This window comes from Streptomyces mirabilis (assembly GCF_039503195.1).
In the GTDB taxonomy this organism is placed as follows: Bacteria; Actinomycetota; Actinomycetes; order Streptomycetales; family Streptomycetaceae; genus Streptomyces; species Streptomyces mirabilis_D.
The window spans coordinates 5,350,187-5,371,886 of record NZ_JBCJKP010000001.1 but is presented as its reverse complement, the minus strand read 5'-3'; the positions used below and the strand labels follow the sequence as shown (position 1 = coordinate 5,371,886).

Here is a 21,700-nt window from a genome sequence, read left to right as displayed (position 1 = left end):
CTCCACGGGGGGCCTGCGCCGGACCGACCGCCGAAGGGGAGCGACGCACGACCATGGGTGAGGTCTTCGCCGGACGCTACGAACTGGTCGACCCGATCGGCCACGGGGGAGTCGGTGCGGTCTGGCGCGCCTGGGACCAGCGGCGGCGCCGTTATGTGGCCGCCAAGGTGCTCCAGCAGAGCGACGCGCACGCGCTGCTGCGCTTCGTGCGGGAGCAGGCGCTACGGATCGATCATCCCCATGTGCTCGCGCCCGCCAGCTGGGCCGCCGACGACGACAAGGTCCTGTTCACCATGGACCTGGTGGCCGGGGGCTCCCTGGTCCACCTGATCAACGACTACGGCCCGCTGCCGCCCGCGTTCGTCTGTACCCTGCTCGACCAGCTTCTCTCGGGAGTCGCCGCGGTACACGCGGAGGGCGTCGTGCACCGTGACATCAAGCCCGCCAACATCCTGCTCGAAGCGACCGGTACGGCCCGTCCACGGCTGCGGCTGTCCGACTTCGGCATCGCGATGCGACTGGGTGAGCCACGGCTGACCGAGACCAACTACGTGGTGGGGACGCCCGGTTACTTCGCTCCCGAGCAGATGATGGGCGCCGAGCCGGACTTCCCCGCCGATCTGTTCGCCGTAGGGCTGGTCGCCCTGTACCTGCTCGAAGGGGCCAGACCCGATGCCAAGGCCCTGATCGAGTACTTCGCGGAGAACGGCACACCGGCCGCTCCCCAGAGCATCCCCGAGCCGCTGTGGCAGGTCGTGGCCACGCTGCTGCAGCCGGACCCGCGGGCACGGTTCCGCACCGCGACCGGGGCACGCAAGGCGCTGGCCTCGGCCGCCGAGCTGCTGCCCGAGCCCGGCCCCGACGACGAGCTGGTCGAGGTCTTCGACCAACTCGGCCCGCTTCCCCCGGGGTTCGGCCCGAAAGGCCCGCTCAGGGCGTCCACGCCAAGCGCCACGGAGAACGCGGCTTCGTGGTCCGGCCCTGCCTCCGACACCGGCACCGGCACCGAGTCCGCGACCGGCTCCAGCACCACTTCTGACACGGCTTCCGGCGCTGCCTCCGGCGCCGGCAGCGGTTCCGGCCCCCACGACTCGAGGCCGTGGCTTCACGATTCCGGGGCGCTGTCCCGGGAGCCCGTCTCCGGGGCCGCGTGGGCGGATCGTTCCTCCGGGGGCGTATGGCCTGCGTCCGACTCGGGTGGCGTACGACACGAGGCCGCCCCCGGCGCCGTACGACACGAGGCCACCCCCGGCGCCGTACGACACGGGCCCGCGCCCGCCCCCGACGCCGTGCCACCGCAGCCCGCCCCGAGCGCCGTACCACCGCACCCCGCTCCCGACGCCACACCCCCGCAGCCGTCCGCGATGTCGGACACCGGCAGCTTCCACCTGCCGCCACCGCAGCCACGGCCCCGGTCCTTGTGGGAGCACGATCAGCCCCCCACTCCCCCCACCTCGGTCGTGGTGCCGGTGCCGACCCCCACCCATGCCCTGCCGTTCGACCACACGCCCGTGCAGCCGCCCTCCCCCGTGTGGCCCGCGGATCCGACCGCCGCGACGCGTCAGCACGCGCAGCCCCGCCCCGGACCGCCCGCGAAGGTGGCCGTCCCGGTGCTGCTCCTCGCGCTGGCCTGTTTCGCGGTGGGCTTCTGGGCGCTGACCCAGATCTGAGCTCCGGTGCCGTAAGCCCTGTCCCCCTTGATGGGCCTACCAGCCGCGCGGCGTCGCCCGCCGTCGTGCGGCCACCGTCCACACCCCGAGCGCCAGCACCAGGACGGTCCCGGTGCCGATACCGCCCACGGCGACCAGCTTCATGGCGGTGCCGTCGTCGCTCCCGCCGCTTGCGGCGGGCCCCGTCCCACCCGTGGCCGGCACGGAGTCACCGGTCGCGGAGTCGAACACGCCCTGCGGTACGGCCCGCCCCGCGTACGCCGGGCCGGTCTGCGCGGCGCCGTCCACCCGTACGCGCAGGGTCAGTCCGAACGGCCCGTCGCCGAACTTGTCGGCGACCTGCGCCGCGAGGTGCACGACGAGGTAGTACGAACCGGCGAACCGCATGCCGCTGATCCGGTCGTTGAAGGCGTAGCGGTTGTCGTACTCGACGGGCGGCAGCGGATCCAGTGCGGCCGCCCGCTGGCTGCCGTCGTATCCCGCGCCCGCGTCGGTGACGAGTCCGCGCACGGGGTTGTAGAGGGACATGACGAGAGCCGTGCCCATGAAGCCCGTGAATCCCTCGCCGCCGCTCGAACTGCCGAGTTCGGCGGTGGCGTAGAACTGCTGTCCCCAGTCGACCGGCACCTTGTAGAAGAGCGTCTGCCCGGGGCTGATCTCGTCCTTCCAGACTCCCTGTTCGAGGGCGCCGGCCGTGGTGAACCCCGCGCCGCCCCGGCGTGGCCGCGCGTCCCCCTGGAGGGCCGCGGGAGAGGCGGAGTTCCAGGTCTCGGGGGCACTGGTCGAACCCGCCTTCTTCAAGCGGGGTTCCGACACATAGCTCAGTTCGAGGTCCCAGGCGTCGGGGGAGGAGGGCGGGGAGGCCGAGGAGACGGGTGCCGCGGTGCGCTCGACGACCACGTAGTACGTTCCGGCCGTCTGGCAGGCGTACTTGCCGGGGCCGATCTCGCGCGACGCCCAGGCGGCGATGGGGTGGGGGCTCTGGGAGGCGCCGAAGTGGGCGGTCGTGGAGGAGGAGCAATTGCCGCTGTTGCCGTCCTGTACGGAGACCTTCACGCCGTCGGAGTAGGTGACCTTGGCGCCGCGCCTGGGGACGGCGGTGGCGGCGACGTAGGCGTTGGAGGTGGCGTCGAGCTCCAGGCGGTAGTAGAGCTTGCCGTCCTTACCGAGGGAACTGCGGTACGTCCCGCCGGGCTCCAGCCGTACGGCGTCCGTGGTGCCCGTGGCGCCCTGGACCGTCGTGGCGTCCTGGGCGAAGGCGTACGGCTTCGGTGTACCGGTCTCGGCTGCCGCGGCGGGCCGCCCGGCCAGAGCCGCCGTCGCGCACAGGACCGTTGCCACGATCGCGAGCGGCCGACCGCGATGCCACCATGCCGTGCGCCGCCCCATCACGCGCCACCCTCCCGTCGTCGCCCCGGACCGTGGCCCATCCTGCCCCGCCGGTCACGGAGCCACCCCCGCTATCCGTACAAGCGGCCGAAACGACCCGCCCGAAGGCCGATGCCTTCGCTTAAGCAATCAATTCGTTCACTGAAGCGAATTCTGGGCGGATCGGGACAATACAAAACCCCGACCGCAAGGGCGGTCGGGGTCTGATCTGAGACTGGTGTCGATTCTCACGAACCCGTGGGCACGGAGTCAGTCGCCTCCGTCCACAGATCCTGCTCGGCGCGATCCGCCTGGATCTGGCGGTACACGAGGAGCCCGCCGATGGCGGCCAGTGCGACCAGGAGAAGCTTCTTCACCGCGCGACCTCGTCTTTCGTTGACGTAGGGGACCTCTGGCGCCCGACTATACACACCGACCGATATCGATCGGTGACCTGCATCGACCCCCAACTGCCGCCCGGCCGAGAGCAGTAGGCGTGGATCCGGCCGCTCCGACCACGGTCGTATCGCAGGGTGATCACACCTCGCGCACAGTGACTTTCGACACCCTTTCGTACCCTTTGGGCACTTTTCAGCCCTCTTGCGTCCATCCGAGTGGTGTTGATCTGAACATCAACGCGCCACGGGCGTCGGTCCACCACTTCGCGGCCCACATACACATCATGAGGAAAGTACGCAAATCGCCTGACCCGAAAGTGAGGGGCCATGACCCAGGACAAGGTCATGAAGCTGTGGACCGCCATCGTCACCGCCTTCGTCGCGCTGTGCACGGCGCTCGGCTTCATCACGACCACCGCGGCCGCGGCCGTACCGCAGGCCGAAGCGACGCGCAACAGCACGATCTCCGCGACAGTGCCGACCGTCTCTCCCTGGGCCGGTCCATACAGCCGGGCCCTGCCCCCCACGATGAAGCAACGCATCCGCGCCGAGGCCCACGGCTCCTCACCGAGCTGCCGGCACCGCCCGCCGACCGACGCCACTGAGGTCGACCCCGCCGACCTCGCGTCGCTCTACGCCCCTGAGACCTCCACCGAGCCCGAGACCCCCTTGCAGCGCTGACCGGCGCGGCTCCGCCTCATCCCAGCCCCTCTCCCCCCGACGTAGCGGCGAACTTGCGTACACCGCACTCACAGATCCGAAGACCCGGCACCTCGAAAGAGCTGCCGGGCCTTCGCCATGTCCGGCACCTCGCCGTGTCCGGCGTACCGGCGCCGCTCGACAGTCGTCAAGAACGCCCCCTGGTGGCCTCAGATCCGGGCCCCTCGCCGAGCGGGGATCGTCCTGCTGCTGGGTGCGGCGCTCCGCGCGGTCATCGCTTTCCTGAGCCCACACCGATGTCGGCAGCAGATGCCAAAAACCCCCGGGTGGATCACCCGGGGGTTCTTTGGTTGGTGGGGCTAACAGGATTTGAACCTGTGGCCTCATCCTTATCAGGGATGCGCTCTAACCAACTGAGCTATAGCCCCGCCGCGCTTTGCGGTGTGTGTCCCGCGCGCTGACCTCTGAAGATTAGCGCACGACGCGGCCAGTCCCAAAATCGGTATCCCAGGCCTCCTGGCCGGGCCCGACGAGCTGCTCTTACTCGTCCTCGGCGAGGGTCAGTTCAATACCGCCGACGAAGCCCGCGGAGAGGTTGTAGATGAACGAGCCGAGCGTCGCGAGCGCCGTGGCGAGCACGACGTCGATGACCGCGATGATCGACGTGAACATCAGGACGTGCGGCAGGGAGAGGAACGACTGCAGGTCGAAGCCGTTCGACTCGTTCGAACCCGTCGCCTCGGAAATCGTGCCGCCGACCGTCGAGAAGACGCCCATCGCGTCCAGGACCATCCACAGCACCGCCGCCGCCACGATCGTGCAGATGCCGAGCGCGATGGAGAGCAGGAAGCTGACCTTCATCACCGACCAGGGGTCGGTCTTGGCCACCCGCAGCCGCGCCTTGCGGGTACGGGGCGCGGTGCGCGCTCCGGTCCGCGGCCGGCGTACGGCGCCGGACGGCGTCTGAGCCGGGTACGCCTGCGGCGGGTGGTACGGCTGCGCGGGCTGCTGCGGCTGCCGTTCCCCCGGCAGCGCTGAGCCCGCCTCGGGTGCGACCCCGGCAGGGGCCGCACCCGAGGCGGTCGTAGGAGCCCCCGGTGGGGGCGCCGAAGCGGGCGCCGCACCGGGCGCGGCCTTGGTCTTTGCCGGACCGGCCGCCGCCGGGCCCGCTCCGGCCGCGTACTGCTGGGCCTGCGGGCCTCGGGTGTCCGTCACAGTTCCCCCCTGGGATCCATGAGAGTCATGGGAGTCAGTCGTCTCCGCGGCGGAGCCACGGCCGCCGTCCGTATCCGTACCGGTCGATCCGGCGCCCGTGGCTCCGCTCACGATGACTCACTCCTCGCGCTACTCGGGCGAGGACTGCTCGCCCTCGTCCGTACCGACGGCCTCGACGCCCTCGGCGGTCTCGTCCTCGGCGATCTCGCCGTCGACTTCCTCCGCCTCGCGACCGGCCTCGGCGTTACGAGCGATGCCGACCACGGCATCGCGCTTGCCCAGGTTGATCAGTTGGACACCCATGGTGTCACGGCCCGTCTCCCTGACCTCGTTGACTCGCGTGCGAATCACACCGCCGGACAGGGTGATGGCGAGGATCTCGTCCGTCTCCTCGACCACCAACGCGCCGACGAGGGACCCGCGGTCCTCGACGATCTTGGCGGCCTTGATACCGAGGCCACCACGCCCCTGAACGCGGTACTCGTCAACAGCGGTCCGCTTCGCGTACCCGCCGTCCGTAGCAGTGAACACGAACGTACCGGGTCGAACAACATTCATCGAGAGCAGCTCGTCGCCCTCGCGGAAACTCATCCCCTTGACACCCGAGGTCGCACGGCCCATGGGCCGCAGGGCGTCGTCCGTCGCCGTGAACCTGATCGACTGCGCCTTCTTACTGATCAGCAGCAGATCGTCCTCGGCCGATACGAGTTCGGCTCCGATCAGTTCGTCGTCGGAACCGTCCTCCGTCTCGCGCAGATTGATCGCGATGACACCGCCGGAGCGCGGGGAATCGTAATCCTTCAGAGGCGTCTTCTTCACGAGGCCGCCCTTGGTGGCCAGCACCAGGTAAGGCACCGCCTCGTAGTCACGGATCGCGAGGATCTCGGCGATCGCCTCGTCCGGCTGGAAGGCCAGCAGGTTCGCGACGTGCTGTCCACGCGCGTCACGCCCTGCGTCCGGGAGTTCGTACGCCTTCGCGCGGTAGACGCGGCCCTTGTTGGTGAAGAACAGCAGCCAGTGGTGCGTGGTCGACACGAAGAAGTGGTCGACGATGTCGTCCTGCTTCAGCTTCGCGCCGCGTACGCCCTTGCCGCCCCGCTTCTGGGAGCGGTAGTCCTCGGTCTTGGTCCGCTTGATGTAGCCGCCACGCGTGATGGTGACGACGATGTCCTCTTCGGCGATCAGGTCCTCGATGGACATGTCACCGTCGAAGGGAACCAGCTTGGAGCGACGGTCCTCGCCGAACTTGTCGACGATCGCCGTGAGTTCCTCGCTGATGATGGAGCGCTGGCGCTCCGGCGACGCGAGGATCGCGTTGTACTCGGTGATCTTCGCCTGGAGCTCGTCGTGCTCCTGGATGATCTTCTGACGCTCCAGGGCGGCCAGTCGGCGCAGCTGCATCTCAAGGATGGCGTTCGCCTGGATCTCGTCGATCTCCAGGAGGCCCATCAGGCCCTCGCGCGCGATCTCGACGGTGTCACTGCGCCGGATCAGCGCGATGACCTCGTCGATGGCGTCCAGGGCCTTCAGGAGGCCACGCAGGATGTGCGCGCGCTCCTCGGCCTTGCGCAGCCTGAAGCGCGTACGACGGACGATGACCTCGATCTGGTGCGTCACCCAGTGGCGGATGAACGCGTCGAGCGAGAGCGTGCGCGGAACGCCGTCCACCAGCGCCAGCATGTTGGCGCCGAAGTTCGACTGCAGATCGGTGTGCTTGTAGAGGTTGTTCAGGACGACCTTGGCGACCGCGTCACGCTTCAGGACGATGACCAGCCGCTGGCCCGTACGGGACGAGGTCTCGTCACGGACGTCCGCGATGCCGCCGACCTTGCCGTCCTTCACCAGGTCGGCGATCTTCTGCGCGAGGTTGTCGGGGTTGGTCTGGTAGGGGAGCTCCGTGACCACCAGGCACTGGCGGTTCTGGATCTCCTCGACCTCGACGACCGCGCGCATCGTGATGGAGCCACGGCCCGTGCGGTACGCCTCCTCAATACCCTTTCGGCCCACTACAAGGGCGCCGGTCGGGAAATCGGGGCCCTTGATGCGCTCGATCAGGGCGTCGAGCAGCTCCTCGTGGCTGGCCTCGGGGTTCTCGAGGTACCACTGGGCGCCTGACGCGACCTCACGGAGGTTGTGCGGCGGGATGTTGGTGGCCATGCCCACCGCGATGCCGGCCGAGCCGTTGATCAGCAGGTTCGGGAACCGGGCCGGCAGAACCGTCGGCTCCTGGTTGCGGCCGTCGTAGTTGTCCGTGAAGTCGACGGTCTCCTCGTCGATGTCACGGACCATCTCCATGGACAGCGGCGCCATCTTGCACTCGGTGTAGCGCATGGCGGCCGCGGGGTCGTTGCCCGGAGAGCCGAAGTTGCCGTTGGAGTCCACCAGCGGCATCCGCATCGACCACGGCTGCGCGAGGCGGACCAGCGCGTCGTAGATCGAGGAGTCGCCGTGCGGGTGGTAGGTGCCCATGACGTCGCCGACGACGCGGGCGCACTTGTAGAAGCCCTTCTCGGGCCGGTAGCCGCCGTCGTACATGGCGTACAGGACGCGGCGGTGGACGGGCTTGAGGCCGTCCCGGACATCGGGCAGCGCGCGCGACACGATGACGGACATCGCGTAGTCGAGATACGAGCGCTGCATCTCCGTCTCGAGCCCGACGGGCTCGACGCGCAAGGTGATCTCGCCGCCTTCTTCAGGCGTGCTCGGAGTGTTCTCGTCGGCCATTGCTGGTGAAGATCCTTTCTGCTGCGGTCAGCTGAGACCGACTCAGATGTCGAGGAAGCGGACGTCCTTGGCATTGCGCTGGATGAACGCGCGGCGGGCCTCGACGTCCTCGCCCATGAGGACCGAGAACAGGTCGTCGGCCTGGGCGGCGTCGTCGAGCGTGACCTGGCCGAGGACCCGGTGCTCCTGGTCCATGGTCGTGATCCGCAGCTCCTCGGCGTTCATCTCGCCGAGGCCCTTGAAGCGCTGGACCGAGTCGTCGCGGATGCGCTTGCCGGCCTGCTTGCCCAGCTCGATCAGCGCATCGCGCTCACGGTCCGAGTACGCGTACTCGAAGTCGTCCCGGCCCCACTTGATCTTGTACAACGGGGGCCGCGACAGGAACACGTGCCCGGCCTCGACCAGCGGCCGCATGAAGCGGAACAGGAAGGTCAGCAGCAGGGTGTTGATGTGCTGGCCGTCGACGTCGGCGTCCGCCATCAGGATGATCTTGTGATAGCGGAGCTTCTCGATGTCGAAGTCCTCGTGGACCCCGGTACCGAAGGCCGAGATCAGCGCCTGGATCTCCTGGTTCTGCAGGATCTTGTCGATCCGCGCCTTCTCGACGTTGAGGATCTTGCCCCGGATCGGGAGGATCGCCTGGTACTGCGGGTTGCGGCCGGACTTGGCCGAGCCACCGGCGGAGTCACCCTCGACGATGAAGATCTCGCACTTGGTGGGGTCGTTCGACTGGCAGTCGGACAGCTTGCCCGGCAGGGAGGCCGTCTCCAGGAGGCCCTTGCGGCGGGTGAGGTCGCGGGCCTTGCGGGCCGCCACGCGCGCGGTGGCCGCCTGGATGGACTTGCGGACGATGTCCGCGGCCTCGTTCGGGTTGCGGTCCAGCCAGTCGTTGAGGTGCTCGTAGACGGCCTTCTGGACGAAGGTCTTCGCCTCCGTGTTGCCCAGCTTGGTCTTCGTCTGGCCCTCGAACTGCGGCTCGCTCAGCTTCACCGAGATGATCGCGGTCAGACCCTCGCGGATGTCGTCACCGGTGAGGTTGTCGTCCTTCTCGCGCAGCAGCTTCTTGTCGCGCGCGTACTTGTTGATCAGCGAGGTCAGCGCCGCACGGAAGCCCTCCTCGTGCGTACCGCCCTCGTGGGTGTGGATGATGTTGGCGAAGGAGTACACGCCCTCGCTGTAGCCGCTGTTCCACTGCATCGCGACCTCGAGGGACAGGCTCTTGTCCTTGTCCTCGGCCTCGAGATCGATGACGGTGGGGTGCACCACGTCTCCCTTGCGGGAGTTGAGGTACTTCACGAAGTCGACGATGCCGCCCTCGTAGTGGTACGTGACGGTCTTGACCTCGGCCTTCTCGTCCGCACCCGCCTCGTCCGCACCGGCCGTGGCCTTCGCCGACTCGCGCTCATCAGTGAGTTTGATCGTCAAACCCTTGTTGAGGAACGCCATCTCCTGGAAGCGCCGCGAGAGCGTCTCGAAGGAGTACTCGGTCGTCTCGAAGATGTCGCCGTCGGCCCAGAAGGTGACCGAGGTGCCGGTCTCGTCGGTGGCCTCGTGCTCGACGAGAGGGGCGGTCGGGACGCCCATCTTGTAGTCCTGCGTCCAGCGCCGTCCGTCGGTCTTGACCTCGACGGAGACCTTGCTCGACAGGGCGTTCACGACGGAGACGCCGACACCGTGCAGACCGCCGGAGACCGCGTAGCCGCCGCCGCCGAACTTACCGCCCGCGTGCAGGACCGTCAGCACGACCTCGAGGGCCGGCTTCCCTTCGGAGGGAACGATGCCCACGGGGATGCCGCGGCCGTTGTCCACGACACGCACGCCGCCGTCGGCGAGGATCGTGATGTCGATCGTGTCCGCGTGGCCGGCCAGCGCCTCGTCGACGGAGTTGTCGACGACCTCGTACACGAGGTGGTGCAGTCCGCGCTCGCCGGTCGAGCCGATGTACATACCGGGTCGCTTGCGAACCGCGTCCAGACCCTCGAGGACGGTGATGGCGCTGGCGTCGTACGAGGCTGTGACCTCGCCGTTCGAGGTCGTGGCCTCGGCGTTGTCGCCGGCGTCGGTGGACGGGGTGTTCTCGTTGGGGTTGCCGGAATCGGCCACGAAGCGCCCTTTCTGGCACAGCACAAGCCAAGCTCGTCGGCGGGTTGCCGGAGCGGCTGCGGCACGTTGCGTTGGTAAGCCTTGATCAGCGTTGCTCAGCTTTTCCCGGACGGTCCCCGCAAGCGGGGCGGGATTAGCTTCCAGTCTACCGGTAGCGCCGACAGTGATGGGGGTTTGCCGGTACCTGAGTCCGCATGTGCCGCCCTGAACCGGTCTCTCCCGACTCCCCATATGTGGACCCGGGCTCAAAGAGGCTTACGGCGGCACTCAGCGCTTCCGGGTGTCAACCCTTGGCTACCGCGGAGTCAGGTCGGTGTTCGCAACCGCGTGCACTCCCGCGCAGGGGCCGCTCGATGTGGCCTCTGTCACCCGTAGGTGTCGCCGGGACCCGTGCTTCCAGGGGCGCGCAACGGGCCGAAGCGGCGCGCGGGACCATGGGGGCCCTGCACCTTGATCAGCCGTACCGTGCCGTGCCCGAGATCCTGGTTCAGCCGCGCGACCACCTGCGGGGCGAGCAGCCGCAACTGGGTGGCCCAGGCGGTCGAGTCGCACTGCACGGTCAGCACCCGCTCGTCCTCGTCGTACTTCTGCGGGACGCAGTGCTTGGCCAGGTCCTCGCCGACGATCTGCGGCCAGCGGCCCATCACACCGCCCACCGCGGCCGGGGTCTCCCAGCCGCGCTCGGTGAGCAGCCGGTTGATCGCGGCGCCGAGCGCCATCGGATCACGCCCGTCGGCGCGCGCGCCGGAGCGCAGGCCGCCGCGCCGCGCCTGCTTCTTCTGCTGCGCCGCGTCCCCCCGCGCGCGTGCCTGCTCCTTCGCGGCGCGCAACGCCACGCGCGCGAGGTCGACGCCGGAGTGCTCGGGGGTCTTCTTGGAGGCCGTTTCCGGGCCCTTCTCCGGAGTTCCCTCGGAGGCGGCCGATCCGCCGGGTGTGTTCTCCGTCATACCCGCTCCACCCTGCCCTCGGAGACGGCGTACCGCGTCCCCGTCAGTACGTCCGGTACGTCGTCGTCGACCGCGGCCGTCACGAGGACCTGCTCGCCGGGAGCGACGAGTTCGGCGAGGCGCTCTCTTCTGCGGCTGTCCAACTCGGCGAAGACGTCGTCGAGGACCAGCACCGGTTCATTGCCCTCGGCCCTCAGGAGGTCGTACGAGGCCAGGCGCAGCGCCAGCGCGTACGACCAGGACTCGCCGTGGGAGGCGTATCCCTTGGCGGGCAGCTGACCGAGTTTGAGGACCACATCGTCCCGATGGGGTCCTACGAGGGTCACGCCCCGCTCGATCTCCTGCTTGCGGACCTCGGCGAGCGCCGCCATCACCTGCTCGTACAGGTCCTCGCGGGTGTGCGCCTCGCCGGGCGCGGACGGCTTGTACTCCAGGGCGACGGGTCCGCCACCGGGGGCCAGCTGCTCGTACGCCTTGTCGGCCAGCGGCTGGATCGCGGCGACCAGGTCGAGCCGCTGGGCCAGCAGCTCGGCGCCCACGCGCGCGAGGTGCTGGTCCCACACGTCGAGCGTGGAGAGGTCCATGGTGCGGCCGCCGTGACGGCGGGCCAGCGCGGCCGACTTCAGGAGGGTGTTGCGCTGCTTGAGGACCCGCTCGTAGTCGGAGCGGACGCCCGCCATCCGCGGGGAACGGGCGATGATCAGCTCGTCCAGGAAACGGCGCCGCTCACCGGGGTCGCCCTTGACCAGCGCGAGATCCTCGGGCGCGAACAGCACGGTCCGCACGATGCCGAGCACATCACGGGGTCTGACCTGCGAGGACCTGTTGATGCGGGCACGGTTGGCCTTGCCGGGGTTCAGCTCCAGCTCGACGAGCTGCTGGCGCTCGCCCTGGCGGACATTGGCCCGGATGATCGCCCGGTCGGCGCCCATGCGCACCAGCGGCGCGTCGGAGGAGACGCGGTGGCTGCCGAGGGTCGCGAGATAGCCGACCGCCTCGACCAGATTCGTCTTGCCCTGTCCGTTGGGGCCCACGAACGCGGTGACGCCCGGGTCGAGCGGGACCTCGACCCGGGCGTACGAGCGGAAGTCGGCCAGCGACAGATGCGTGACGTGCATGGTCGTTCGCCGACCTCCCCCAGGGTTGTGGATCCACCGCCGCACGGCCTGTGGATCTGTGGATTACTTCGTCTCGACCGCGTGGCCGCCGAACTGGTTGCGCAGCGCCGCGACCATCTTCATCTGCGGCGAGTCCTCCTGCCGCGAGGCGAACCGCGCGAACAGCGACGCGGTGATCGCGGGCAGCGGCACCGCGTGGTCGATGGCGGCTTCCACCGTCCAGCGGCCCTCACCGGAGTCCTGTGCGTAACCGCGCAGCTTCTCCAGGTGCTCGTCCTCGTCCAGGGCGTTCACCGCCAGGTCCAGCAGCCAGGAACGGATGACCGTGCCTTCCTGCCAGGAGCGGAAGACCTCGCGCACGTCGGTGACGGAGTGGACCTTCTCCAAGAGCTCCCAGCCCTCGGCATAGGCCTGCATCATGGCGTACTCGATGCCGTTGTGGACCATCTTGGAGAAGTGGCCCGCGCCGACCTTGCCGGCGTGCACCGCGCCGAAGTCGCCCTCCGGCTTCAGTGCCTCGAAGATCGGCTGCACCTTGGCGATGTTCTCGGCGTCGCCGCCGTACATCAGCGCATAGCCGTTCTCCAGGCCCCAGACGCCGCCGGAGACGCCGCAGTCGACGAAACCGATGCCCTTGGCCGCCAGTTCCTCCGCGTGCTTCTCGTCGTCCGTCCAGCGGGAGTTGCCGCCGTCCACGACGACGTCCCCGGGCTCCAGGAGCTCGCCGAGCTGGTCGACGGTGGACTGCGTGGCGGCACCGGCCGGGACCATCACCCACACCACGCGCGGACCCTTGAGCTTGCCCACAAGATCTTCCAGGCTGTGGACATCGGCGAGGTCCGGGTTGCGGTCGTATCCGATGACGGTGTGGCCTGCGCGGCGGATCCGCTCGCGCATGTTGCCGCCCATCTTGCCGAGGCCGACGAGACCGAGCTCCATCAGTTGTTCCTTAGGTTTGCGACGTGGCGTGAGGGCACTTTCGTACCTGTGTCCGAGCCTAAACCCGGACGCTCACGCACACCTGTGGGCATAGCCGCTCAGACGTACGCCCCACCTGCGGATGCGCCCGCCAGTCCGATCGGACCGACCGTCCGGCGGGCTCACCTCGCTCAGCCGCTCAGACGCACCGGCATGATCAGGTACTTGTAGGCCTCGTCCGCCTCGGCGTCCACCGCGGGCTTGCCGCTCAGCAGCGCGGGCTTCGTGGACGTGGTGAAGGAGAGCTGCGCCACCGGCGAGTCGATGGCGCTGAGGCCGTCGAGCAGGAACGTCGGGTTGAAGGCGATCGAGACGTCGTCGCCCTCCAACTGTGCGTCGACCCTTTCCACAGCCTGTGCGTCGTCGCTGGAGCCCGCCTCCAGGATCAGCACGCCCTGCTCGAAGCTCAGACGCACCGGGGTGTTGCGCTCGGCGACCAGGGCCACACGCTTGACGGCCTCCACGAAAGGGGCAGTCTCGATCACCGCGATGGAGTTGAACTCCGTCGGGAACAGCGAGCGGTACTTCGGCAGGTCACCCTCCAGCAGGCGGGTGGTCGTGCGCCGGCCGGCCCCCTCGAAGCCGATGAGGCCCTCGCCTGCGCCCGAGCCGGACAGCGCCAGGATCACGCTGTCGCCGCTCGTGAGGGCCTTGGCGGTGTCCAGGAGCGTCTTGGCGGGCACCAGGGCCACCGCGGACGCATCGGGGTTCTCCGGCTTCCACAGGAACTCGCGGACCGCGAAGCGGTAGCGGTCGGTGGAGGCCAGCGTGACCGTGTCGCCCTCGATCTCGATGCGCACACCGGTGAGCACCGGCAGCGTGTCGTCACGGCCCGCCGCGATGGCCACCTGGGCGGCCGCCGAGGCGAAGACCTCACCGGGGACGGTGCCGGTCGCCGACGGCATCTGCGGCAGCGCGGGGTACTCCTCCACAGGCAGGGTGTGGAGTGTGAATCGCGAGGATCCGCAGACCACGGTCGCCCGTACACCGTCTGTGGAAATCTCCACCGGCCGGTTGGGGAGGGCGCGGCAGATGTCCGCGAGCAGGCGGCCGGAGACGAGGACCGTGCCCTCCTCGTCGATCTCCGCGTCCACGGAGACGCGTGCCGAGACCTCGTAGTCGAAGCTGGAGAGGCTCAGTGCGCCCTCCTCGGCCTTCAGAAGGAGGCCGGCGAGCACAGGCGCCGGCGGACGGGCCGGGAGGCTGCGTGCCGCCCAGGCCACTGCCTCCGCGAGTACGTCGCGTTCCACCCGGATCTTCACCGTTGCCGCCTCCGTCTGTTGCCGGCGCTCTCGCCCTGCTGGCCTTCGTCGTCTGACTCGGTGTCGTTCAGCCCTGTGGCGGGCAGGACACCGGGGACCAGTCTGACGCACCGCGCTGACAGTCGGTGCCCCTCGGGGTCAAGTCGTGCCGAGCGGCACCAGAGCCTCCGAGAGCGAGTTGTGCACAGCCCCGTCTTCGAAACGATTCCCAGCCTCTATCTAGTTGGTCTTAGTAGTAGGGCCTGTGGAAACCGTGGATAACCGCGTTTTCGCAGGTCAGACGGGATTTTTTGTCCACTGACCCTGTGGGCGGAGGCGGTGGACAACCGGGGGTCTCTGTGGACGACGAAAAGTTCTGCACACTCGATGCACAGCCTCGGGCCACTTCTCCCCAGATCCGTCCCCAGCTTTACCCACGTTCCCCACAGGCCAATCCGGCACCTCGGTGTGACGCCTTTCACTCGACACGGTGATTGGGCGCGTCACGTTGCCGAACAGTGGACAGGGGTGTGGAGAAGCTCGGGACGGCTGGGGACAACCGGCTCCAGCCTGTGGGTCGTCGGTGGACAACTTCGCGCACACCCTGTGGATCCTTTCTTCGTCCACAGGGTGTGGAGAGTCTTCGTCCACGAATCCACAGGGGGTTGACCTGGTCTGATGGTCTTTCAACAGTGGCCCCTGTGGACACGATCGGGACAACTTCGCGGTCCCCAGGGTGTGGACGCCAGAAAGTCACCGAATCTGTGGAGAGTGGCCGTAACCCGGCTCGTATTCGAACAGCTGATGTCGTTCCGGTAGCGGTGAAACGAGGGCCGACGGCCTCGGAACAGGCCCCAGAAGCCCTCGGAACCGGGTCTCAGGCCCCTCGGGGCGAGGTCCAGCACCTTCCGGCGCCCTCTCGGAGCGAGTGCCGGAGGCTCTGGGACGGATGCCGGAATCCTTCGCGGCGCCCATACGAGAACCGCGGGCCAGAACCGCGGGCCGCGCGGCCCGGAAGAGCCGCGCGGCCCGGAATATCGGTCCGGAACAGCGAAAGGCGCCCTCGGGACCGTGTCCCGGGGGCGCCCTCGGCGGCGTACGGCCGCGCCTGTCAGCCGTTCTTGATGCGGTTGGTGAGCTCGGTGACCTGGTTGTAGATGGAGCGGCGCTCGGCCATCAGCGCGCGGATCTTGCGGTCGGCGTGCATGACGGTCGTGTGGTCGCGGCCACCGAACTGCGCGCCGATCTTCGGCAGTGAGAGATCGGTGAGCTCGCGGCACAGGTACATGGCGATCTGTCGCGCGGTCACCAGGACGCGACTGCGTGAGGACCCGCACAGGTCGTCCACCGTGAGGCCGAAGTAGTCCGCGGTGGCCGCCATGATCGCGGTCGCGGTGATCTCCGGGGCGGAGTCCTCGCCACCCGGGATCAGGTCCTTCAGGACGATCTCCGTCAGCCCGAGATCCACCGGCTGCCGGTTGAGCGACGCGAACGCCGTCACCCGGATCAGCGCGCCCTCCAGCTCGCGGATGTTGCGCGAGATCCGGGACGCGATGAACTCGAGCACCTCCGGCGGAGCGTTGAGCTGCTCCTGCACCGCCTTCTTACGAAGGATGGCGATACGGGTCTCCAGCTCGGGCGGCTGGACGTCCGTGATCAGACCCCACTCGAAACGGTTCCGCAGCCGGTCCTCCAGGGTCACCAGCTGCTTGGGCGGCCGGTCGCTGGAGAGCACGATCTGCTTGTTCGCGTTGTGGAGCGTGTTGAAGGTGTGGAAGAACTCCTCCTGCGTCGACTCCTTGTCCGCCAGGAACTGGATGTCGTCGACCAACAGGATGTCCATCTCGCGGTACCGCTTGCGGAAGCTGTCGCCCTTGCCGTCGCGGATGGAGTTGATGAACTCGTTGGTGAACTCCTCGGAACTCACGTACCGCACCCGCGTGCCCGGGTAGAGGCTGCGCGCGTAGTGCCCGATCGCGTGCAGCAGGTGCGTCTTGCCGAGACCCGACTCCCCATAGATGAAGAGCGGGTTGTACGCCTTCGCAGGCGCCTCGGCGACGGCGACGGCGGCCGCGTGCGCGAAGCGGTTCGAGGCGCCGATGACGAACGTGTCGAAGAGGTACTTCGGGTTGAGGCGCGCGGTGGGCTCGCCCGGACCGGACGCCGGCGCGGGCTTCGCGCCCAGCGGGCCGGGAGCGCCGCTGGAGGACGGCAGCGAGGGGCCGCCGCGGTGCGGCGGCGCACCGCCGGAGGACGGCTCCTGGAGGTCGCGGCGGTCGGGGCGCTCGTACTCGGAGCGCGGCTGGTCGTAGTCCTGGCGCTGCTGTTCGTAGGGCGGGCGGTCCATCGACTGCGGCCGGTAGTCCTGCGAGGGCGAGGCGTACGGGTCGCGGTCGGGGAAGCCGAGACGCTGCTGCTGCCAGCCGTAGTCGTCCTGGGTGTGCCGAGGCCAGGCACCGGGCTCGGGGCGCTGGTAGTCCGGGTAGGCGGGGCGGGCGGTCGGCAGGTGGTCCGCGCGGGACTGGTCGGAGCGGCCGGGCGGCAGCTGGTCGCCGGGGGCGCCCGGGAGCTGGTCGGAGCGACCGCCGCGGTGGTCACCCCGGTGGTCGTCGGCGCGGTGGCGGCCGTACCCCTCGTACCCGTCGCGGCGCTGAGCGTCATAGGGGTTGCGCTCGTCACGGCCCGGGGAGTCGTAGCCGCCCCGGTCTTCGCGGCTCTGGGAGTCGTAAGCGTGGCGCTCGTCACGGCCCTGGCCGCCGTAGCTGTTGCGGTCCTCGCCGCCCTGGCCGCCGTAGGGGTTCCGCTCGTCGCCGCCCGGACCGTCGTACGTGTCACGGCCCTGGCCCGAGCCGGAGGGGAGCTCGGGCTCCTCGTACCGGGTCTGGGGGGCGGGCGGCGTCGGGGACTGGGGTTCCCCGGCCGAGTCGTCGACGGTGATCGCGATACGGATCGGGCGGCCGCACTCGCGGCTCAGCGTGTCACTGACGATCGGCGCGAGACGTCCTTCGAGGACGCCCTTCGCGAATTCGTTCGGAACCGCGAGCAGCGCGGTGTCCGCGACCAGTGCCAGCGGCTGGCAGCGCTTGATCCAGTGCTCGTCCTTCGCCTCCACACCCTGACCGCGGCCCTCACCGAGGAGCTGTTCCAGTACTCGTGGCCACACTGCGGCAAGATCGGCAGGTACGTCAGCCACAGGGCACGCTCTCTCACGGGTCCCACGAACGTGTGGTTCTGGGAACAGGTTGGGAAGTCAGTCGGGTGGGGCGGTGGGAACAAATCCGCTGGGGCGGTGGGAAGGGAACGAATCGGAGTTCAGCCACGGTAGTCAGGGCGACCGCTGCGGTTCAAGTTGTTGTCCCCAGCCTGTGGATAGTGTCTCCCGCCAGGAGCTGGTTTGACCGGATGGCGCAGCCGCGCGTACCGTAACCAGGTCGAGTTGTCGATGGCTGCTGCCGCCTGCCTCCGATGGGCACAGATCGCGAAGAGTGATCGGGAAGCGGTGCACTCGGGCGTAATACGAGCTACCTCGTGGGCGCACGGTGACAGCCAGGACGGCACCCCGCCACCACCGATTCTTTCTGGAGCCCCCGAGTGAGCAAGCGCACCTTCCAGCCGAACAACCGTCGTCGCGCCAAGACCCACGGCTTCCGCCTGCGGATGCGCACCCGTGCCGGCCGCGCGATTCTCGCGAACCGCCGTGGCAAGGGCCGCGCCAGCCTGTCCGCCTGATAACAACAGGTCATGATGTCGTGCTGCCTACCGAGCATCGGCTGAGGCGGCGCGAGGACTTCGCGACCGCGGTACGCCGAGGACGCCGGGCCGGACGCCCGCTCCTCGTCGTCCATCTACGTAGCGGTGCAATGGACCCGCACGCGCCTGGGGAGAGCGCTCCCCCGACGCGTGCGGGTTTCGTCGTGAGCAAGGCCGTGGGTGGAGCGGTTGTCCGCAACAAGGTGAAGCGCAGACTTCGCCATTTGATGCGTGACCGAGTCGCCCTGTTGCCCCCCGGTAGCCTGGTAGTCGTACGAGCGTTGCCCGGTGCGGGCGACGCCGACCATGAACAGCTGGCCCGAGACCTGGATGCCGCCCTTCAGCGGCTGCTGGGAGGGGGCGCGCGATGAAGTACCCGCTGCTGGCTCTTATCAAGCTGTACCAGTGGACGATCAGCCCGCTGCTCGGGCCGGTGTGCAAGTACTACCCGTCGTGCTCCCACTACGGCTACCAGGCCATCGACCGGCACGGTGCGATCAAGGGAACAGCACTCACCGCCTGGCGCATCCTCCGGTGCAATCCGTGGTCGCTGGGCGGCGTGGACCATGTTCCGCCGCGCAAGCGTCCGCGGTGGCACGAAATGCTGCGTAACGCCTGGCGCGCACGCAAGGGCGGGAACTCCGCCGCCGAACCGGCCATTGAGGGTCATGGAATGTCCGACCATCCCTCGAGTCCGGCCGCCGAGACCCCGTCCCATGCTCAAGGAGCCTGATTAGTGGACACGATTGCCAGTCTGTTCAGCTTCATCACGACACCCGTTTCCTGGGTCATCGTCCAGTTCCACTCTGTGTACGGGAAGATCTTCGGTCCCGATACGGGCTGGGCCTGGGGCCTGTCCATCGTGTCCCTGGTGATCCTGATCCGTATCTGCCTGATCCCGCTCTTCGTGAAGCAGATCAAGGCCACTCGGGCCATGCAGACACTGCAGCCCGAGATGAAGAAGATCCAGGAGCGCTACAAGAACGACAAGCAGCGCCAGTCCGAAGAGATGATGAAGCTGTACAAGGAGTCGGGTACCAACCCGCTCTCCTCGTGCCTTCCCATCCTGGCGCAGTCGCCGTTCTTCTTTGCTCTGTACCACGTGCTCAATGGCATCGCGACCGGCTCGACGATCGGCGTCATCAACGAATCGCTGCTGGCCAGCGCTCGTAAGGCGCACATCTTCGGCGCCCCGCTGGCCGCGAAGTTCACGGACGGACAGTCCAAGGTCGAGGCCCTCGGCGCCTCGCTGACCGATGTCCGGGTCGTCACCGCGATCATGATCGTGATGATGTCGGCGTCGCAGTTCTACACGCAGCGCCAGCTGATGACGAAGAACGTCGACACCACGGTGAAGACGCCCTTCATGCAGCAGCAGAAGATGCTGATGTACGTCTTCCCGGTCATGTTCGCCGTCTTCGGCATCAACTTCCCGGTCGGTGTCCTCGTCTACTGGCTGACCACCAACGTGTGGACCATGGGTCAGCAGATGTACGTCATCCGCAACAACCCGACCCCGGGTTCCAAGGCTCAGGCCGCGTACCTCGAGCGCCTGCAGAAGCACGTCACGCACCACGAGAAGACGCGCAGCCGGGGCGAGAAGGCCATCGTGAAGGCGATCGTCGCCAAGGGCCGCGACCGTAACGAGTTCGAGCGCAAGTTCATCAACAGCCTGACCAAGGTGGGCCTGGTGGCCCAGGCTGACGGCACTGTGGTGAAGGGTCAGGCCGAGGCGACTGTCGAGGCCGAGGACGGCACCACGACCACTACTGGTGGCGCTCCCAAGCGTCAGCAGCCGAAGCGCCAGTCCAAGTCCCAGCGTCAGTCGGGTACGGCGGCAGGTGGGGCGAAGGCGGCGGGTGAGCCCGAGCCGAAGACCTCGCTGACCAAGTCCGACGACCCGCAGGACGCCAAGCCCGCCGCCAAGTCGGCAGGCGGCGCCAACAAGCCGGGCACCGGTACCCGCAGCAAAGCCCAGTCCGGACAGCGCAAGGGTCCGCAGCGGCCCAAGTCCCCGTCCAAGAAGTAAGAAGGAGTCCATCCCGTGACGGAAGGCACCACCTCCGCCGCCGCTGAGGGCGACACCCTGACCCGCCTTGAGCAGGAAGGCGAGATCGCGGCGGACTACCTCGAGGGTCTGCTGGACATCGCCGATCTCGACGGCGACATCGACATGGACGTCGAGGCCGACCGCGCCGCTGTCTCGATCATCAGCGACTCCAGCAGCCGTGACCTGCAGAAGCTCGTCGGTCGCGACGGCGAGGTGCTCGAGGCCCTCCAGGAGCTCACGCGCCTGGCCGTTCACCGGGAGACCGGGGACCGCAGCCGCCTGATGCTGGACATCGCGGGCTACCGGGCCAAGAAGCGCGAGGAGCTCTCCGAGCTGGGCGCCAAGGCGGCGGCCGAGGTGAAGAGCTCCGGCGAGCCGGTGAAGATGAAGCCGATGACGCCCTTCGAGCGCAAGGTCGTCCACGACGCGGTCAAGGCCGCGGGTCTGCGCAGTGAGTCCGAGGGTGAGGAGCCGCAGCGCTTCGTCGTCGTGCTTCCCGCCTGATCGGTACGAAGGTTCCCTCGGCCCCGTCTGTTGAGCAGGCGGGGCCGAACTTTGTCAGCCTGATAGTCCCTCGCAGTTTCTGGTAATCCCTGATAGCCCTGGTGATCAGCGCTCAGCGCGCTTATGCGGTACGGAAGGACGGTCCCCGTGACGGAGGCAGCGGAGCTTCCCCTGCGCCCGAGCAGGCGCGCGAGGTATTCGGCGATCGCTTCGCAGACGCGGTCCGGTACGCGGAGCTGCTGGCCGAGGCGGGAGTGCAGCGGGGGCTGATCGGCCCCCGCGAGGTACCCCGGCTGTGGGAGCGGCACCTGCTGAACTGCGCGGTGCTCTCGGAGGTCGTGCCCGAAGGCGTGACCGTGTGCGACGTCGGCTCCGGCGCGGGGCTCCCCGGCATTCCGCTGGCCCTGGTCCGGGAAGACATCAAGATCACTCTGCTGGAACCGTTGCTGCGGCGGACCAACTTCCTCACCGAGGTCGTCGAGCTCCTCGGTCTCGACCATGTCACCGTCGTGCGCGGCCGCGCCGAGGAGGTCATGGGAAAGCTGCCGGCGGTCCACGTGGTGACGGCCAGGGCTGTTGCTCCACTGGACCGGCTGGCGGCATGGGGCATCCCCCTTCTCCGTCCGTACGGCGAGATGCTGGCTCTCAAGGGCGACACCGCTGAGGAGGAGCTGAAGAGCGCCGCCACGGCCCTGAGTAAGCTCGGCGCCGTGGAGACGTCGATCCTGCACGTCGGCGAGGGCATTGTGGACCCGTTGTCGACCGTGGTGCGGGTCGAGGTCGGAGAGAGCCCGGGTGGCGTGCGCTTCGCCGCGAAGAGGGCGAAGGCGGCCCGGACGGGGCGGACACGCCGACGGCGCTGATCCTGAGCGCGCAATGGATCGTGGACTCCCGGTTCCGCAGGGCGGAGCCGGGAGTTCTTTGTCACTCTGGCTGATCCGTCCTGACGACGACCCGTACTCCACACAAGCTGC

17 protein-coding genes, 1 tRNA gene and 1 pseudogene are annotated in these 21,700 nt (G+C 68.5%); 8 read left to right on the top strand and 11 right to left on the bottom strand.

What is annotated here, in order from left to right:
• The first annotated feature begins 53 nt into the window (after positions 1 to 53).
• Positions 54 to 1,670 carry a serine/threonine-protein kinase gene (locus AAFF41_RS24830; RefSeq protein WP_343324643.1) on the top strand — a complete coding sequence of 539 codons (1,617 nt, stop codon included), beginning with the start codon at positions 54 to 56 and terminating at the stop codon, positions 1,668 to 1,670.
• A 36-nt stretch (positions 1,671 to 1,706) separates the two neighbouring features.
• Here AAFF41_RS24830 and AAFF41_RS24825 read toward each other — a convergent pair whose 3' ends face one another.
• Both AAFF41_RS24825 and AAFF41_RS24820 read right to left on the bottom strand, forming a co-directional pair.
• A complete protein-coding gene (locus AAFF41_RS24825) occupies positions 1,707 to 3,011 on the bottom strand; it encodes a hypothetical protein (RefSeq protein ID WP_319752417.1) in 1,305 nt (434 codons plus the stop codon).
• A 275-nt stretch (positions 3,012 to 3,286) separates the two neighbouring features.
• Positions 3,287 to 3,415, bottom strand: coding sequence for a DLW-39 family protein (locus tag AAFF41_RS24820; RefSeq protein ID WP_003999697.1), 129 nt, complete (start codon positions 3,413 to 3,415; stop codon positions 3,287 to 3,289).
• Positions 3,416 to 3,763: 348 nt separating this feature from the next.
• Between AAFF41_RS24820 and AAFF41_RS24815 the strand changes: the two genes are divergently transcribed.
• Entirely contained in the window at positions 3,764 to 4,117 is a 354-nt protein-coding gene (locus AAFF41_RS24815; protein WP_319752418.1) for a DUF6344 domain-containing protein, read from the top strand.
• Positions 4,118 to 4,447: 330 nt separating this feature from the next.
• Here the strand turns inward: AAFF41_RS24815 and AAFF41_RS24810 are convergent.
• The 9 genes from AAFF41_RS24810 to dnaA form a co-directional block, all read right to left on the bottom strand.
• Positions 4,448 to 4,524 (bottom strand) — tRNA-Ile (locus AAFF41_RS24810).
• A gap of 112 nt (positions 4,525 to 4,636) precedes the next feature.
• Complete coding sequence (locus AAFF41_RS24805) at positions 4,637 to 5,422, bottom strand: DUF3566 domain-containing protein (protein ID WP_319752419.1); 786 nt, start codon at positions 5,420 to 5,422, stop codon at positions 4,637 to 4,639.
• Positions 5,423 to 5,440: 18 nt separating this feature from the next.
• Complete coding sequence (gyrA, locus tag AAFF41_RS24800; protein ID WP_054236422.1) at positions 5,441 to 8,035, bottom strand: DNA gyrase subunit A; 2,595 nt, start codon at positions 8,033 to 8,035, stop codon at positions 5,441 to 5,443.
• Positions 8,036 to 8,077: 42 nt separating this feature from the next.
• Complete coding sequence (gene gyrB, locus AAFF41_RS24795; protein ID WP_177324351.1) at positions 8,078 to 10,138, bottom strand: DNA topoisomerase (ATP-hydrolyzing) subunit B; 2,061 nt, start codon at positions 10,136 to 10,138, stop codon at positions 8,078 to 8,080.
• 365 nt (positions 10,139 to 10,503) lie between these two features.
• Positions 10,504 to 11,085 carry a DciA family protein gene (locus AAFF41_RS24790; protein WP_099921707.1) on the bottom strand — a complete coding sequence of 194 codons (582 nt, stop codon included), beginning with the start codon at positions 11,083 to 11,085 and terminating at the stop codon, positions 10,504 to 10,506.
• Positions 11,082 to 12,203 (bottom strand): DNA replication/repair protein RecF, encoded by a 1,122-nt coding sequence (gene recF / locus AAFF41_RS24785; protein ID WP_319752420.1) that lies wholly within the window; start codon positions 12,201 to 12,203, stop codon positions 11,082 to 11,084. The genes AAFF41_RS24790 and recF overlap by 4 nt, the downstream gene beginning before the upstream one ends.
• Positions 12,204 to 12,266: 63 nt before the next feature.
• Positions 12,267 to 13,142: a phosphogluconate dehydrogenase (NAD(+)-dependent, decarboxylating) gene (gene gnd / locus AAFF41_RS24780; RefSeq protein ID WP_099921709.1), complete on the bottom strand. Its 876-nt coding sequence runs from the start codon at positions 13,140 to 13,142 to the stop codon at positions 12,267 to 12,269.
• A gap of 170 nt (positions 13,143 to 13,312) precedes the next feature.
• On the bottom strand, positions 13,313 to 14,443 hold the full coding sequence (gene dnaN / locus AAFF41_RS24775; RefSeq protein ID WP_060896769.1) for a DNA polymerase III subunit beta: 1,131 nt from the start codon (positions 14,441 to 14,443) through the stop codon (positions 13,313 to 13,315).
• A gap of 1,090 nt (positions 14,444 to 15,533) precedes the next feature.
• Positions 15,534 to 17,615: a chromosomal replication initiator protein DnaA gene (dnaA, locus tag AAFF41_RS24770; protein WP_343324642.1), complete on the bottom strand. Its 2,082-nt coding sequence runs from the start codon at positions 17,613 to 17,615 to the stop codon at positions 15,534 to 15,536.
• A 398-nt stretch (positions 17,616 to 18,013) separates the two neighbouring features.
• Between dnaA and rpmH the strand changes: the two genes are divergently transcribed.
• The 6 genes and pseudogenes from rpmH to rsmG all read left to right on the top strand — a co-directional run bounded on the left by rpmH (position 18,014) and on the right by rsmG (position 21,589).
• Positions 18,014 to 18,151: a 50S ribosomal protein L34 gene (gene rpmH / locus AAFF41_RS24765; RefSeq protein ID WP_006381191.1), complete on the top strand. Its 138-nt coding sequence runs from the start codon at positions 18,014 to 18,016 to the stop codon at positions 18,149 to 18,151.
• A 20-nt stretch (positions 18,152 to 18,171) separates the two neighbouring features.
• Positions 18,172 to 18,543, top strand: coding sequence for a ribonuclease P protein component (gene rnpA / locus AAFF41_RS24760; RefSeq protein WP_319752423.1), 372 nt, complete (start codon positions 18,172 to 18,174; stop codon positions 18,541 to 18,543).
• Positions 18,540 to 18,905, top strand: a complete 366-nt coding sequence (gene yidD / locus AAFF41_RS24755) for a membrane protein insertion efficiency factor YidD (protein ID WP_054236429.1) — start codon at positions 18,540 to 18,542, stop codon at positions 18,903 to 18,905. Before rnpA ends, yidD begins: the two co-directional genes overlap by 4 nt.
• Before the next feature lie 3 nt (positions 18,906 to 18,908).
• Entirely contained in the window at positions 18,909 to 20,201 is a 1,293-nt protein-coding gene (yidC, locus tag AAFF41_RS24750) for a membrane protein insertase YidC (protein ID WP_319752424.1), read from the top strand.
• 15 nt (positions 20,202 to 20,216) lie between these two features.
• A complete protein-coding gene (locus AAFF41_RS24745; RefSeq protein WP_319752425.1) occupies positions 20,217 to 20,726 on the top strand; it encodes a Jag family protein in 510 nt (169 codons plus the stop codon).
• Between the two features lie 147 nt (positions 20,727 to 20,873).
• A pseudogene (gene rsmG, locus AAFF41_RS24740) lies at positions 20,874 to 21,589 on the top strand (16S rRNA (guanine(527)-N(7))-methyltransferase RsmG).
• Positions 21,590 to 21,700: the final 111 nt, after the last annotated feature.

Coding starts and splice junctions, on each gene's coding strand:
- gnd (WP_099921709.1), bottom strand. CDS start 13,142: ATGGAGCTCGGTCTCGTCGGCCTCGGCAAGATGGGCGGCAACATGCGC.
- recF (WP_319752420.1), bottom strand. CDS start 12,203: ATGCACGTCACGCATCTGTCGCTGGCCGACTTCCGCTCGTACGCCCGG.
- AAFF41_RS24790 (WP_099921707.1), bottom strand. CDS start 11,085: ATGACGGAGAACACACCCGGCGGATCGGCCGCCTCCGAGGGAACTCCG.
- AAFF41_RS24815 (WP_319752418.1), top strand. CDS start 3,764: ATGACCCAGGACAAGGTCATGAAGCTGTGGACCGCCATCGTCACCGCC.
- AAFF41_RS24830 (WP_343324643.1), top strand. CDS start 54: ATGGGTGAGGTCTTCGCCGGACGCTACGAACTGGTCGACCCGATCGGC.
- yidD (WP_054236429.1), top strand. CDS start 18,540: ATGAAGTACCCGCTGCTGGCTCTTATCAAGCTGTACCAGTGGACGATC.
- gyrA (WP_054236422.1), bottom strand. CDS start 8,035: ATGGCCGACGAGAACACTCCGAGCACGCCTGAAGAAGGCGGCGAGATC.